This window comes from Kitasatospora hibisci, assembly GCF_043950205.1.
GTDB classification, from domain to species: domain Bacteria; phylum Actinomycetota; class Actinomycetes; order Streptomycetales; family Streptomycetaceae; genus Kitasatospora; species Kitasatospora hibisci.
Window position 1 is genome coordinate 7,263,939 of sequence record NZ_CP171642.1, and the last position, 14,021, is coordinate 7,277,959.

General features: G+C 74.8%; 11 protein-coding genes. 6 read left to right on the forward strand and 5 right to left on the reverse strand.

The window, feature by feature from the left end; translation table 11 throughout:
* Position 1 precedes the first annotated feature (1 nt).
* The 3 genes from ACF9IK_RS31655 to ACF9IK_RS31665 are packed head-to-tail and all read right to left on the reverse strand — an operon-like array spanning position 2 to position 3,434.
* Positions 2-1,645 (reverse strand): FAD-dependent oxidoreductase, encoded by a 1,644-nt coding sequence (locus ACF9IK_RS31655; protein WP_395297494.1) that lies wholly within the window; start codon positions 1,643-1,645, stop codon positions 2-4.
* Complete coding sequence (locus ACF9IK_RS31660) at positions 1,642-2,286, reverse strand: dTDP-4-dehydrorhamnose 3,5-epimerase family protein (protein ID WP_395297495.1); 645 nt, start codon at positions 2,284-2,286, stop codon at positions 1,642-1,644. The genes ACF9IK_RS31655 and ACF9IK_RS31660 overlap by 4 nt, the downstream gene beginning before the upstream one ends.
* Positions 2,274-3,434 (reverse strand): nucleotide disphospho-sugar-binding domain-containing protein, encoded by a 1,161-nt coding sequence (locus ACF9IK_RS31665; protein WP_395297496.1) that lies wholly within the window; start codon positions 3,432-3,434, stop codon positions 2,274-2,276. The genes ACF9IK_RS31660 and ACF9IK_RS31665 overlap by 13 nt, the downstream gene beginning before the upstream one ends.
* A gap of 197 nt (positions 3,435-3,631) precedes the next feature.
* On the opposite strand from ACF9IK_RS31665, the gene ACF9IK_RS31670 reads away from it, so the two are divergent.
* From ACF9IK_RS31670 to ACF9IK_RS31685, 4 genes are all read left to right on the forward strand, one after another.
* Positions 3,632-4,798, forward strand: a complete 1,167-nt coding sequence (locus ACF9IK_RS31670; protein WP_395297497.1) for a nucleotide disphospho-sugar-binding domain-containing protein — start codon at positions 3,632-3,634, stop codon at positions 4,796-4,798.
* An 86-nt stretch (positions 4,799-4,884) separates the two neighbouring features.
* Positions 4,885-6,162 (forward strand): acyltransferase family protein, encoded by a 1,278-nt coding sequence (locus tag ACF9IK_RS31675; protein ID WP_395297498.1) that lies wholly within the window; start codon positions 4,885-4,887, stop codon positions 6,160-6,162.
* Positions 6,159-7,361: a nucleotide disphospho-sugar-binding domain-containing protein gene (locus ACF9IK_RS31680; protein WP_395297499.1), complete on the forward strand. Its 1,203-nt coding sequence runs from the start codon at positions 6,159-6,161 to the stop codon at positions 7,359-7,361. The genes ACF9IK_RS31675 and ACF9IK_RS31680 overlap by 4 nt, the downstream gene beginning before the upstream one ends.
* On the forward strand, positions 7,358-8,362 hold the full coding sequence (locus ACF9IK_RS31685; RefSeq protein WP_395297500.1) for an NAD-dependent epimerase/dehydratase family protein: 1,005 nt from the start codon (positions 7,358-7,360) through the stop codon (positions 8,360-8,362). The genes ACF9IK_RS31680 and ACF9IK_RS31685 overlap by 4 nt, the downstream gene beginning before the upstream one ends.
* An 87-nt stretch (positions 8,363-8,449) precedes the next feature.
* Here ACF9IK_RS31685 and ACF9IK_RS31690 read toward each other — a convergent pair whose 3' ends face one another.
* Positions 8,450-9,676 (reverse strand): methyltransferase domain-containing protein, encoded by a 1,227-nt coding sequence (locus ACF9IK_RS31690; protein WP_395297501.1) that lies wholly within the window; start codon positions 9,674-9,676, stop codon positions 8,450-8,452.
* 171 nt (positions 9,677-9,847) lie between these two features.
* Complete coding sequence (locus tag ACF9IK_RS31695) at positions 9,848-12,322, reverse strand: excinuclease ABC subunit UvrA (protein WP_395297502.1); 2,475 nt, start codon at positions 12,320-12,322, stop codon at positions 9,848-9,850.
* 82 nt (positions 12,323-12,404) lie between these two features.
* Here ACF9IK_RS31695 and ACF9IK_RS31700 point away from each other — a divergent pair, with 82 nt between their 5' ends.
* Positions 12,405-13,046 (forward strand): PadR family transcriptional regulator, encoded by a 642-nt coding sequence (locus ACF9IK_RS31700; protein ID WP_395297503.1) that lies wholly within the window; start codon positions 12,405-12,407, stop codon positions 13,044-13,046.
* Positions 13,043-14,020: an ATP-binding cassette domain-containing protein gene (locus ACF9IK_RS31705; protein ID WP_395297504.1), complete on the forward strand. Its 978-nt coding sequence runs from the start codon at positions 13,043-13,045 to the stop codon at positions 14,018-14,020. Before ACF9IK_RS31700 ends, ACF9IK_RS31705 begins: the two co-directional genes overlap by 4 nt.
* The last annotated feature ends 1 nt before the right edge of the window (position 14,021 follow it).

Consider the following 14,021-nt stretch of genomic DNA (forward strand, 5'->3'; position numbering starts at 1 on the left):
GTCACACCTCCCGGGCCGCGCGGCGCCGGCCGCGCAGCACGTCGAGGGCGGCGGCGAGGTCCGCCGGGGTGAGCCGGTCGCCGCGGGCGCAGAGGTAGCCGTCCGGCCTGACCAGCAGCCAGCCGCCGGGCGGCAGGCCGAGGTCGGCGCGGAGCGCGCCGCCGGGGTCGGGCAGCGCGGCCGGGCCGTCACCGGCGACGGTGCGCACCGACAGCCAGTCGCCGTGCTCCGCGCGGGCCGCTGCGGCGGCCTCGGCCGCGCCCGCGGGGCCGGCGGCCACCAGCAGGCTGGGCCGCAGCTCGCGCAGCTCGTCGAGCAGGGCGCTCCAGCCGGGGCCGTCGGCCCGCTCGGCGGTGACCTGGCTCAGCCGGCTGCCGGCGCGCGGCCCGGCGGCCTCGGCCGGACGGCGGTCGGGCACGGTGAGCGGGCTGTCGGCGTACTCCAGCGCCAGGGCGGACATCGAACCGATGATCTTCCGCTCGATCCGGCCGCGCAGCGGTGCGAAGGCGCGCACCAGGGCGAACACCACGGGCAGGGCCGCGCCGGCGGCGGAGTTGCGCAGCTGCACCAGGCGGGTGGCCTTGCGGGTGGAGCCGAGCAGAGCCCGGCCGACCGGCACCCGCTCGGCCGAGTAGCTGTCGAGCAAGGCGGGGTCCGCGTGGCCGTGTTCGACCAGGGCGAGCTTCCAGGCGAGGTTGTAGGCGTCCTGGAGGCCGGTGTTGAGGCCCTGGCCCGAAGCGGGGCTGTGCACGTGGGCGGCGTCCCCGGCGAGCAGGCAGCGGCCGCTGCGCATGGCCGGGATCATCCGCTGCTGGATGGTGAAGACCGACACCCAGCCGGGCCGGTGCACGGTGACGGGCCGGCCGAGCCCGCGGCGCAGCTTGCCGGCGAACCGCTCGGCGACGTCCTGCGGATCGCCCGCGTACGAGGTGTCGGCGGTGTCCAGCAGCCGCCACTTGCCCTCCTGCGGAAAGGGGATGGCCATGACCGTGCCGCTGCCGACCTTGATCCAGTGGATGCTGTTCTGCGGCAGGTCCATGTCGACCTCGGCGTCGGCGATCAGCCAGGTCTCGGTGGAGTCGCCGATCAGCGGCAGCCCGAGCAGCCGGCGGACGGTGCTGTGCCCGCCGTCGCAGCCCACCAGCCAGCCGACGGAGGCGCGTTCGGGGCCGGCCGGACCGCTCAGCTCGACGGTGACGCCGTCCTCGTGCTGCTCGAAGCCCTCCAGCCGCACCCCCCACTCGATCTCCACGCCCTGCTTGGCGACGGCCTGGCGCAGCACGTCCTCGGTGGCGGCCTGGTCGATCATCAGGGTCATCGGGAACCGGGTGGGCACCTGCGAGTAGTCCGGGCCCAGCACGGCCAGCCGGCGGCCGTTGAGGTGCATGGTGAAGCGCTGGATGACCCGGCCGCGCGGCATCATGTCGGCCAGCACGCCCTGCTGGTCGTAGACCTCCAGCGACCGGGCGTGCGTCGCCATCGCCCGGCTGGTGGCGGCGGGGCCGTCGGCCGCGTCGACCAGCCGCACCGGCACGCCGCGCCGGGCCAGTTCGAGCGCCGTCGCCAGGCCGACCGGGCCGGCGCCCGCGATGAGTACCCGCGGCCCGTCCGGCGGCGCCGCCGGGCCCTTCTCCGCCGTGGTCATGTCCGCCTCCAGGCAGTCTCGGTGGGGCCGGCCGGTCCGGTGGGGTCCGTGACGCGGCCGGCGGGGGAGCCGGCCGCGCGGGCGGCCGGGGCGAGCGGGAGCAGCCCGGCGCGGCGCGCCTCGGCGAGCGTCGGGGCGAGGCGGTCGCGGTCGGAGAGCAGCCGGTCCTGGGTGTCCGGCCACGGCAGGGCCAGCTCCGGGTCCAGCGGGTGGACCGCCCGCTCCAGCTCCGGCCGGTAGGGCGCGGAGCACAGGTAGAGCACCGTGGCGTCCTCGGTGAGCGCGGTGAAGCCGTGGCCCAGCCCCGGGGCGAGCTGGACGGCCCGCCAGTGGCCGGGCCCGAGCCGGACGGAGTCCCAACGGCCGAAGGTGGGCGAGCCGACCCGGAGGTCGACCACGACGTCCAGCACCTCACCGGCCACGCAGGTGACGTACCGGGCCTGCCCAGGCGGCGTGCTGACGTAGTGGATGCCGCGGACCACGCCCCGGCGGGAGACCGAGAGGCCGGCCAGGGCCACCGGCATCGGCCCGTCGGGGCCGGCCGGCCGGTCCACCGAGTACAGCTCCGCGAAGGCGCCGCGCTCGTCGTGGTGCGGCCTCAGGGTGACCTCCCACGCCCCCTCCACCGCTAACGGACGCATGTCGCACGCTCCTTCCGCACCAGCTCCGCCAGGACCGGGACGACCTCCGCGGGCGCGGGGAGGCCGGCGATCTCCCCGGCCAGCCCGGCCGCGGCCGTCCGCACCGCCGGATCCGCCAGCAACGCCCGCACGCCGGCCACGACACCCGCCGCGTCGGCCCGCTCGGGCGGCAGCCAGCGGCCCGCGCCGAGCCCCGACAGCCGCTCCGCGTACGCGGTGGTGTCGGACAGGTAGAACGGCAGGACCAGCTGCGGCAGGCCGTGCACCATGGCCGTCATCGCGGTGCCCGGGCCGCCGTGGTGGACCACCAGGTCGCAGGCCGGCAGCACCGTGTCCAGTGGGAGCCAGCCCGCCGCGCGCACCGAAGCGGGCAGTGCTCCGGTGGGCGCGGCGTCACCGGTGGCCAGCACCGTCTCCACGCCCGCCGCGTCCAGGGCGGCCGGCAGCGCGGCCAGCAGCCCGGCCCTGGCGCCCGGCGCCATCGATCCCAGGGTCACGCAGACCCGGGGGCGCTCGCGGGGCTCGCGGAGCCAGGACGGCACCCGGGCCGGCCCGTTGTACGGGACGTAGCGGATCCGGTGGACCGGTCCGGCCGGCCCGCCCGGGAGCTGCAGCCGCGCCGGGCACGGGTCCAGCCGCAGCCGCGGCGCCGGCAGCCCGGGCAGTTCCAGCGCCGCCAGTTCCGGCGCGAGTTCCTGCTCCGCCGCCTCCGCGTACAGCCCGGAGAGCCGCAGGCCCCAGCCGTGTTCCACCCAGGGCAGCCCGAGCCGCGCGGCGGCCAACCGGCCTGCGTACTCGGTCGGTTCACTGACCACCAGGTCCGGGCGCCACCGCTCGGCGATCCGCAGGGTCCGCTCCAGGACGTGCGCGGCCAGCCGCCCGAAGCCGCGCCCGCTGCGCCTGACCCGCCCCTGCGGGTCGGCGGGGCGGGCGGCCGGCGTGCCGTCCCGCTCGAAGCCGATCATCCCGCCCATCGACACCGCGCCGGCGCTGGCGACGGCGGGCAGGCCCGCTTCGCCCGCCACCCCGGCGAATTCCCCGGGAGCCGCCAGCAGGACTTCGTGGCCCGCCGCCCGCAGTGCCCAGGAAAGGGGCACGAGCGGCAGGACATGCCCGTACATGGGCGCCGTCGTGAGCAGAATCCTCATGCGCCCCACGATGGCAGAGCGGGGCCGCCCGGAATAGACCGGAAGCCGCTCCTCGATTCAGGGTCGAGCCGGACTCGACCGCTTCTCAGGTCCGCGCGCGGGAAACTGCGGGCGGGCCGTACCGGCCCAGGAATCGGAGGGCCCCGAAAATGCGCGTGCTGTTCACGACTTTCCCCTCGCCGTCCCACCATTTCCCGATGGTTCCGCTGGAATGGGCGGTGCGCTCCGCCGGCCACGAGGTGTGCGTCGCCAGTGCGCCCTCGCTCACCGCCGCGGTGCTCGGCTCCGGGCTCCCCATGGTGGAGGTCGGCTCCGCGGTGGACCTCGGCGGCAGCGCCCGCAACCGCGACCTGTCCGCCTGGCACGACCACGACCGCTGGCCGGCCCGCTGGCCGGTCGAGCCCGACCTGCTGGACGACTCCCGCAAGCAGCTTCTGGAGGCGCTCGGGCAACGGCAGTTCGCCATGGCGGCCGGCATGCTGGACGACCTGCTCGCCTTCGCCCGGCACTGGCGGCCCGACCTGGTCGTCCACGACGCCGTCTCCTACGCCGGCCCGGTGGTCGCCGCCGCGCTCGGAGTGCCGAACGTCAGCCACCTCTGGGGCAGCCCCGGGCTGCAGAAGCTGGAGATGAAGGGCTTCGGCGACGAGCCGCAGGACGGCTACGTCGAGCTCTTCGAGCGGGTCGGCGCCGAGGTGCGGCTGCGGCCCGCCGCCTGGATCGACCTCTGCCCGCCGAGCATGGGCTTCGGCCCCGCGCCGGACGTCCGCCAGGAGCGCTACGTCCCCTACAACGGGCCCGGGACGCTGCCGGACTGGCTGCTCGAACCGCCGCGGCGCCCGCGGGTCTGCGTCACCTGGGGCGCCACCACCGCCAAGCTGCTCGGCCCGGCCATGACGGACCTGCTGCGCAAGGCGGTCGAGGCGGTCGCCGCGCTGCCGGTCGAGGTCGTCCTGGCCACCACCGCCGACCAGCGCGAGCTGCTCGGCGACCTGCCGGACACGGTGCGCACCGCCGTCTCGCTGCCGCTGCACCTGCTGGTGCCCGGCTGCGTCGCCGTGGTCCACCACGGCGGGTCCGGGACCACCCTGACCGCCGCCCGGGCCGGCGTCCCCCAGGTCACCATCACCCGCCGGCCCGAGCCCACCCTCAACGCCGAGCGCCAGGCCGCCACCGGTGCCGGCATCCACCTCACCTACGGAGAGCTGGACCGGGAGGCCGACCCGGTGGCGGCGATCCGCGAGCGGGTGGCCGCCGTCGTGGCCGGCGGCCCCTACCGCGAGGCCGCCCGGCGGCTCGCCGCGGAGATGGCGGAGCAGCCCGCCCCGGCGGAGGTCGTCACCGAACTCGACAAGCTGGTCTGAATTCCCCGGCGACCGGCCGTCCGGCCGTTCGGAGAGTCCGCCGGAACCCCGCCCCAGGCACTTCGCCCCAGCAGAGAGAGGCATTCATGAGAAAATCACCGCCCGCCGCCGCGGTTTCCCCCGGTTCGGCAGCCGACCACCTCGTGTCGCTCACCGGACTGCGCGGAATCCTCGCCCTCACGGTATTCGGCGCGCATTTCTTCCTCTCCTTCCACTTCGCCGGCGGCACCTTCGACTCCAAATTCCAGCAGGACGTCTTCCACGCCCTGTTCTCCCGTTCCGGCGGGCCGGCCGTCGCCTGCTTCTTCCTGCTCAGCGGCTTCGTGCTGACGTACATCGCGCGGCCGGGGGACACCGCGCGCTCCTTCTACCGGCGCCGGATCGCCAAGGTCTACCCGGTGCACCTGGTCACCGCGGCGATCGCCTTCGCCCTGGTCGCCGTCCGCTACGGTGTCCCCGGCACGAAGGTCACCCTCTCGCACGTCTTCCTGGTGCAGAACTGGGTGCCCAGCCAGTGGTACTACCTGACCATGACCGGCCTCGACTGGTCGCTCAGCTGCGAGGCGCTGTTCTACCTCTGCTTCCCGGTCCTGGTCTTCGTGCTGGCGCGGGCGCGGAACTGGCAGCTCTACACCGCCGCGGCGGTCTGCACCGTGCTCGCCTTCGTCCTGCCGTACGTCGTCTCGCACACCTTCACGCTGACCAGCCCCGATCCGATGGAGATGGTCCCGACGCAGGACTACGGCGGCCCGATGGGGTACTGGTTCGCCTACATCTTCCCGCCGATGCGGATGGCCGAGTTCGTCATCGGCATCGCGCTCGCCCTGCTGGTGCGCCGCGGCGCCTGGCGCGGCCCGAACACCGCCGTCGCCCTGCTGCTCACCGCCGTCGGCTGGGGCGTCAACCTCCACCTGCCCAGCTACCTGTCGCTGGGTGCCGGAATGGTGATCCCGTTCGCGCTGCTGATCGCGGCGCTCAGCACCGCCGACATCACCGGCGGCTGGTCCCCGCTGCGCTGGCGGCCGCTGGTGTGGTTCGGCGAGATCTCGCTCTCCTTCTACCTCACCCACCTGCTGGTGCAGGAGGAACTCTTCAGCCGGCTCTGGCAGTTCGGCGTCGACCGGGACTGGCTGCCGGTCCCGCTGCCGGTGCTCTCCTGGTGGGTCGGACTCCTCTCCTTCGCCGCCCAGTTCCTCATCGCGCTGGCCGCCGCCTGGCTGCTCTACCGGCTGGTCGAGCGGCCGATGGTGCGGCTGCTGCGTCCGCGCGGCGTCCCGCCCCTGCCGATCACCACCGCAGCGTTCGGCGCGCCGCAGCCGCCCGCCGCCGAGCGGACCGACGAGACCCAGCTGGTGGAGAAGTGACCGAGCTGCGAGTCCTGGTCGCCGCCTCCGGCTGGCCCACCCACTACATGGCCATGGTGCCGCTCGCCTGGGCGCTGCGCGCCGCCGGCCACGAGGTCCGGATCGCCGCCCAGCCGTCCATGCGCCCGGCGATCGTCCGCTCCGGCATGCCGATGGTCCCGGTCGGCCCCGACGTCGACTACCTGGCGGTGCGCCGGCGGACCCTCTCCCAGGAGAAGGCCGACGGCACCTCCGGCACCGCCGAGGAGATCCGCGAGGCGGCCGCCGCCGAGGACGGCGGGCTCTTCGGCGCCTGGGCCGAGGCGACCACCGCGGCCCTGGACGACACCGTCGCCTTCGCCCGCGCCTGGCGGCCCGATCTCGTCATCGGCGACACCATGGCCCCGGCCGGCCTGGTCGCCGCCCACGTCCTCGGCGTGCCCGCCGTCCGCCACCTCTGGGGGCCCGACATCCTCGGCTCCGAGGGCGGCGAGAAGATCCTGGACATCCTCCCCGGCTACTGGGACCCCTACCTGCGTCACGGCCTGGACCTGCAAGGACAGGACCCGGCCCACCGCACCGTCTCGCCCTGCCCGCCCAGCTTGCAGGCTCCGCCCGCGCCGACCCGGTTGCAGCTGCGCTGGCCGCCGTACAACGGCCCCGGCACGGTGCCGGACTGGGCCGACCGGCCCGCCGGGCGCCCGCGGATCGCCCTCACCTGGGGCACCTCCACCACCGGGGTCCTGGACGGCGCCGGCACCCGTCTGGCCGACGTCGTGGCCGGGCTGGCCGGACTCGACGCGGAGATCGTCGTCGCCGTCACCGCGGAGGAGCGCGAACGGCTCGGCACCCCGCCGCCCGGAGTCCGGGTGCTGGAGAACCTGCCGCTGCACGTGCTGCTGCCCGGCTGCGCCCTCCTGGTGCACCAGGGCGGCTTCATGACGGCGCTCACCGCCGCCCACCACGGTGTGCCGCAGCTGCTGCTGCCACAGCTCCCCAACCAGATCAGCGACGCCGAGGTGCTGGCCGGTTCCGGCGCCGCCCGGGTGCTGCCCGCCGGGCGGACCGGAGCCGGGGACGTCCGCGCCGCAGCCGCGGCGCTGCTCGGCGACGACTCCCACGCCGAGGCCGCCCGACGCCTGCGGCAGGAGATCCTGGACCAGCCCACCCCGCGCGAGGTCGCCGCCACCCTGGCCGACCTCGCCGCCACCGGGACGTGAGCGCGGCCCCCGGCGACGGCCGCGCACCGCTGGTCGTCGTCCTCGGGGCCTCGGGCTACATCGGATCGGCCGTCGTGGCACAGCTCGCCCGGCGGCCGATCCGGCTGCGCCTGGTGGCCCGGCGGCCCGCGGTGCTGCCCGCGGTCCGCGCCGCGGTGGTCGAGCAGGTGGTGGCCGACCTCGCGGTGCCCGGCGCGGCCGCCGTGGCCGTGGCCGGTGCCGACGCCGTCCTCGACCTGGTGGCCCACCTCGACCCGGCGGTCGGCTGGCGCGCCGTGGAGGGCGGCGGCGCGGAGCTCGGCGAGCGGCTCGGCGCCGGCCTGGTCCGCGAGATCGCCGGTGCCCTGCGGGCCGGGCACCGCCCGGCCGGCGCGCCGCCCCCGTTGGTGGTGCTGGCCGGCTCGGCCTCCCAGGCCGGCCGCGGCGGCGTGGTCGACGGCACCGGCCCCGACCGGCCCCTCACGGTCTACGCCCGGCAGAAGCTGGCCGCCGAGACGGAGCTGCTGGCCGCCGGAGCCGAGGGCGTGCTCCGCGCGGTGTCGCTGCGCCTGCCCACCGTCTACGGCAGCGGCCCCGGGCCGGACGGCCACGGAGTGGTCGCCGCGATGGCGCGGCGCGCCCTGGCGGGGGAGCCGCTCACCGTCTGGGGCACCGGAAGCGTCGTGCGCGACCTGCTGCACGTCACCGACGCGGCCGCCGCGTTCACCGCCTGCCTCGACCACGGCGCCCGACTCGCGGGCCGGCACTGGCCGGTGGGCACCGGACGGCCCGTCCCGGTCCGGGAGCTGTTCACCGCGCTGGCGCGGGCCGTCGCGGACCGCACCGGCCGCCCGGCCGTCCCGGTCGGCTCTGTGGCGCCGCCCGCGGCGGCGACGGCCGCGGACGCCGCCGGCACGGTGGTGGACGCCTCGGCGTTCCGGTCCGCCACCGGCTGGCGGCCCCGCCGGGAGTTGCCCGAGGCCCTGGCCGAGCTGGCGGCGGCCCTGGCCGACCGCCCCTGAACCGCCCTCAACGCCCCGCCGCACGACGGGCCGGCCCCGCTCGACGATCGAGCGGGGCCGGCCCGTTGCCGTGGGCGCCGGAGCGCCTCAGACCACCTTCACCTCGGGCACGTAGACGATCCACCGCCCGCCCGCTCGCCGGAACCCCTCCTCCTTGGCCATGATCTCCTCGGCGTGGTTCCAGGCGAACAGCACCGCGTAGTCGGGGTAGTCGGCCCGGAAGTCCTCCGGCGAGCGGACCGGGATGTGCGAGCCGGGGCTGAGCCGGCCCTGCTTGGCCGGCGTGCTGTCCGCGACGTACGACACCAGCTCGGGGCCGATGCCGCAGTAGTTGGTGAGGGTGGCGCTCTTCGCGGTGGCGCCGTACGCGGCGACGGTGGCGCCCTCGGCCTTGCAGCGCTCCAGCACCGCGCGCAGGTCGTCGCGCACCCGGTCGACGGCGGCCGCGAACCGGGCCAGGGTGTCCCGTTCGGTGATCCGGGCGGCCTTCTCGCGCTCCAGGAACAGGCCGACCGCCGGACCGGGGGTGCGGGCGCCGCGGCGGGCGACGGTGTAGCGGATCTCGCCGCCGTGGACGGCCAGGTGCTCCACGTCGACCAGCTCGAAGCCGTAGTGGGCGGCCATCGCCTGCACGGAGCGCACGGTGAAGAAGTAGAAGTGCTCGTCGTAGATCTGGTCGAACGAGGTCTGCTCGACGATGTCCGCCATGTACGGGTCCTCGAAGACGAAGACCCCGTTCGGGGCGAGCAGGGCGTCGACGCCGCGGAAGACCGAGTCGACGTAGGAGATGTGCGAGAAGGTGTTGGCGGCGTAGATGACCTGGGCGGGCCCGTCCGCGGCGGCGATCTCCGCGGCCGTCGACTCCTCGAAGAAGGCGTTGCGCACCCGGATGCCCTTGGCGGCGGCGGCCTCGGCCACCCCCTTGCACGGCTCGACGCCGAGGTGGCGCCGGCCGGCCCGGTGGACCGTGTCGAGCATGATGCCGTCGTTGCTGCCGAACTCGACCACGAACGCGTCCGGGTCGAGCAGTTCGGTGTCCAGGAAGTGCCGTGCGGTGGCCCGGAAGTGCTGCTGCATCACCGTCGAGCCGGACGAGTGGTACGGGTAGTCGGTCCGGAACATCCGCTCGCGCGGGACGTCCTCCAGCAGCTGGACCATCGTGCAGGACTCGCACTGGGCGACCGCCAGGCGGTGGAAGAACTCCTCGGCGCCGCCGGCCGGGTCGACGAAGGCGTCGGCCAGCGGTTGTCGGCCGAAGTCGAAGAACTCGTGGACGGCGCCGCCGCAGATGCGGCACTGGGACGTGGCAGACATGGTGGCTCCTCAACTCCTGTCGATGACGCGGACCCGCCGGCCGGTCGGGCGGTGGCCCCGGGTCGGACCGCCCGCGCCCGGGGCGATCCCTTGATCGGGATCGTCCCGGACACGACTCGACAAACGGTTGAGGTGTGCTGGACGAGGACGGCCCCGGGGAGGCCGCCGCCGTCAGGCCGGGACCACCCGGCGCAGGTACTCGCCGGTGACGCCCGGGCCGGCGGCGATCTCGGCCGGCGTGCCCTGGTTGACCACCCGGCCGCCGCGGTCGCCGGCGCCCGGCCCCATGTCGATGATCCAGTCGGCGCAGGCGGCGACGTGCAGGTCGTGCTCGGCGATGACCACCGAGTTTCCGCTGGCCAGCAGGGTGTCGAAGGCGTCCACCATCTTCTGCACGTCCGAGGGGTGCAGCCCGGTCACCGGTTCGTCCAGCAGCACCAGGCCACGGCCGCGCCCGGTGGTGCCGAGCAGGATCGCGTTGGCCAGCTTCAGCCGCTGCGCCTCGCCGCCGGACAGCTCGGTGCCGCTCTGGCCGAGCTGGAGGTAGCCGAGGCCGGCCCGCTGGACGGCGCGCAGCGTGGTGGCCAGCCCGGCGGGCGCGGTGAGGAACTCCGCGGCCTCGTCCACGGTCAGCGTGAGGATCTCGTCGACCGCCTTGCCCTGGTAGGTGACGCTCAGCACCTCAGGGGTGAACCGCCGGCCCTCGCAGACGTCGCACTCCACCCACATGTCGGGCATGAAGTGCAGGTCCACCTGGCGCCGCCCGTAGCCGGTGCAGGTCTCGCAGCGGCCGCCGGGGGAGTTGAAGGAGAACGCGCCGGGCCCGAGGCCGAGCGCCTTGGCCCGCGGGGTGGCGGCGAACAGCTTGCGGACGGTGTCGAAGGCCTTGGTGTAGGTGGCCGGATTGGATCGCGGGGTGCGGCCGATCGGGTCCTGGTCCACGACGGTCACCCAGCCGAGGCGCCCGGCGCCCTCGACGCCGGCCATGGCGGCCGGGCGCTCGCCGCGCAGCACCGCGTCCATCCCGGCACCGAGCGCCTGGTGCAGCAGGCTGCTCTTGCCGCTGCCGCTCACCCCGGTGATGCAGGTCAGGGTGTTCAGCGGGATGTCCACCCGGTCGAGCCGGACGTTGTGGACGTCGACACCGAGCAGGCTCAGGCGCGCGGCCGCGCCCGCGTCGAACCGCTTGGCGCGCCGCACCCGCGGGCCGCGCCCGGCGAGGTAGGCGCCGGTGACCGACTCCGGGTGGCCGCTGAGCTCGGCGGTCGGCACCGAGGCGACCAGGGTGCCGCCCTGGCGGCCGGCGCCCGGACCGAGGTCCACCACCCAGTCGGCGAGGGCGATGAGCTCGGGGTCGTGCTCGACCAGGAGCACGGTGTTCCCGGCGTCGCGCAGGTCGGTCAGGATCTCGCGCAGCGGGTGCTTGTCGGCCGGGTGCAGGCCCGCGCTCGGCTCGTCCAGGACGAAGATGATGCCGCTGAGGTCCATGTTCAGCTGCGCGGTGACCCGGGCGCGCTGGAGCTCCCCGCCGGACAGCGAGGGCGCGGTGCGGGTCACCTGGAGGTGGCCGAGCCCGAGCTCGACCATCAGCCGGACCCGGCGGGCGAGGTCCGGCAGCACGTTGACGGCGACCTCGCGCTGCATCGGGGTGAGGGTGGCGTCGATGCCGTCCACCCAGGTGCGCAGCTCCTCCACCGGCAGCTTGATGACCTCCGGGTAGGTGAGGCCGCCGAGTTCGAGGGTGCGGGCGGTCTCGCCGAAGCCGGTGCCGTGGCAGGCGGGGCAGGGCACCCGGACCATGAAGCGGGCGTAGGCCTCGCGCGCGGTGTCGGTGCCGGAGGCCTCGTAGAGCCGGGTGACCTCGCGGACCGCGCCGACCAGCGGCACGCTGCGCTCGATCACCGTCTCGGTGCCGGACTTCTTGTGCTTGCTGGTGATCTTGAAGGTGACCGCCTCGCCGTCCGTGCCGTGCAGGACGGCGCGCCGGAACGCCTCCGGCAGCTCCTGCCAGGGGCGGTCGAGATCGGCGCCGTGCTGCGCGGCCAGGGTGGGCAGCGCCAGGTGCTCGCCGGAGTTGGTGCGCTGGAACCACTCGCCCGCGCCGCCGAACAGCGGGAGGTCGGGCCGGGTGATGATCCGGTCCGCCTCGGCGCTGTCGGTGTGGCCCATGCCGGCGCACCGCTTGCAGCGGCCCTCCATGCTGTACCGGTCGAAGTAGGCGCTGGTGAGGTTGCGCAGCTCGGGGTGGGCGACGGCGAGCGGACCGAGCGCGGGCATCCGGGCGAAGAGCAGCCCGAGGAAGTCGTTCAGCCCGCTGATGCTGCCGAGGGTGGAGCGGGGGCTGCGGTTGAGCCGGCGCTGGTCGACCGCGAGGGTGACGCCGAGCCCGCTGATCCGGTCCACCTGGGGCCGGTCCTTGGGCGAGATGAACTGCCGGAAGAACGGTGAGATGCCGTTCAGGTACCGCAGTTGCGCCTCCGCGTGGACGGTGTCGATGGCCAGCGACGTCTTGCCGCTGCCGCTCACCCCGGTGAAGGCGACGATCCGGTTCTTCGGGAAGGTGACGCTGACGCCCTTCAGGTTGTGCGTCCTGGCGCCGACGATCTCGATGACATCCCCGCCCGGGACGTGATCCGTGTGGCTCACTGCTGCTCCTCCGATGCCGTCCGATGAACTTGACTCGCGATACTACTCTCACGATACTAAAGCCGTGAATCTAACTCGACTCATGGTTCTCGGGACGCTGCAGAACAGTGGTCCGCTGCACGGCCACGAAATCCGCCGCATCGCCGAGGTGACGAGCGTCAGCAGCTGGGGCGGCGTCAGCGTCGGCGCCCTCTACCGTGAGCTCCGGACGATGGACGAGACCGGCCACGTCGAGTCCGTCCGAACCGAGCAGGTGGGCAGGCGGCCGGCGAGAACCGTCTACCGCATCACCGGCCTCGGCGAGGCCGAGCTGCGCGGGTTGCGGGAAGAGGCCGTCACCGAGATCCACCACGGCACCGACCCGTTCGGCGTCGCGCTGCTCTTCACCCGGACCGACGACCTGCCGACCCTGCTCGGCCTGCTCAAGCGTCGCCGCGACGCGATCCGGGCGATGCGCGACGGCATCGCGGCGGAGGGCGAGGCCCTGCACCGCGCCGGCACGATCGGCCCGCTCGACGCGGCGATGTTCCGCCGCCGGGTGATCCAGCTCGACGCCGAGCTCGCCTGGCAGGACGACCTCGACCGGGTCATCGAGCAGGCCGTCGCGGGCTCCTCCGGCGCCCGCCCGACGGCCGGCGCCGAGGAATCCGGTGCAGCCGACCCGGCAACAGCGGCCGACCAGGCCGACGAGACCGACGATCCGACCACGGAGGTCCACTCATGAACATGATCGAAGTCCACGGGCTCGCCCGGACGTTCCAGGCACCGCACGGGGAGGTGAACGCGGTGCGCGGCGTCGACTTCACGGTGGCCGCCGGCGAGATCGTCGGCTTCCTCGGCCCGAACGGCGCCGGGAAGACCACCACCCTGCGGATGCTCACCACCCTGCTGCGACCGACCGCCGGCACCGCCACCGTGGCCGGCGCCGACCTGCTCGCCGACCCGGTCGGCGTCCGCCGCCGGATCGGCTACGTCGCCCAGGGCGGCGGCGCCAACCCGGCCGAACTGGTCGCCAACGAGCTGATGCTGCAGGCCCGGCTCTACGGCATGTCCAAGGCCGAGGCACAGAGCCAGATCGACTCCCTGGCCGCCCAGTTAGGCCTGGCGGAGCTGACGACACGGCTCGTCGGCAGCCTTTCCGGCGGCCAACGGCGCCGGCTCGACATCGCCCTCGGCCTGGTCCACCGGCCGCCGCTGATCTTCCTGGACGAGCCCAGCACCGGCCTCGACCCGACCAGCCGCAGCAACCTCTGGGAGCACATCCGCCGACTGCGCGACGAACTCGGCGCCACCGTCTTCCTCAGCACGCACTACCTGGACGAGGCCGACGCGCTCTGCGACCGGATCCTCATCATGGACCGCGGCACCATCCTGGTGGAGGACCGTCCGGAGGAACTCAAGCGGCGGGTCGCGGGCGACGCCGTCACCATCGAGGTCGCGCCCGGCGGCGTGCGCGAGGCCGCCGCCGTGGTCGAGGGGCTGGACGGCACCTCCGGGCTGACCACCACCGGCGACACCCTCCGGTTCCGCACCGAGCACAGCAGCCGGACCATGATCGACCTGCTCCACGCCCTGGAGGCACGTCAGGTCGAACCGGTGTCCGTGCAGGTCGACCGTCCGACCCTGGACGACGTCTTCCTCACCCTCACCGGCCGCTCCGAGGAACCCGCCGCTGCCGCCACCGCCGGCGCCGTCTGAA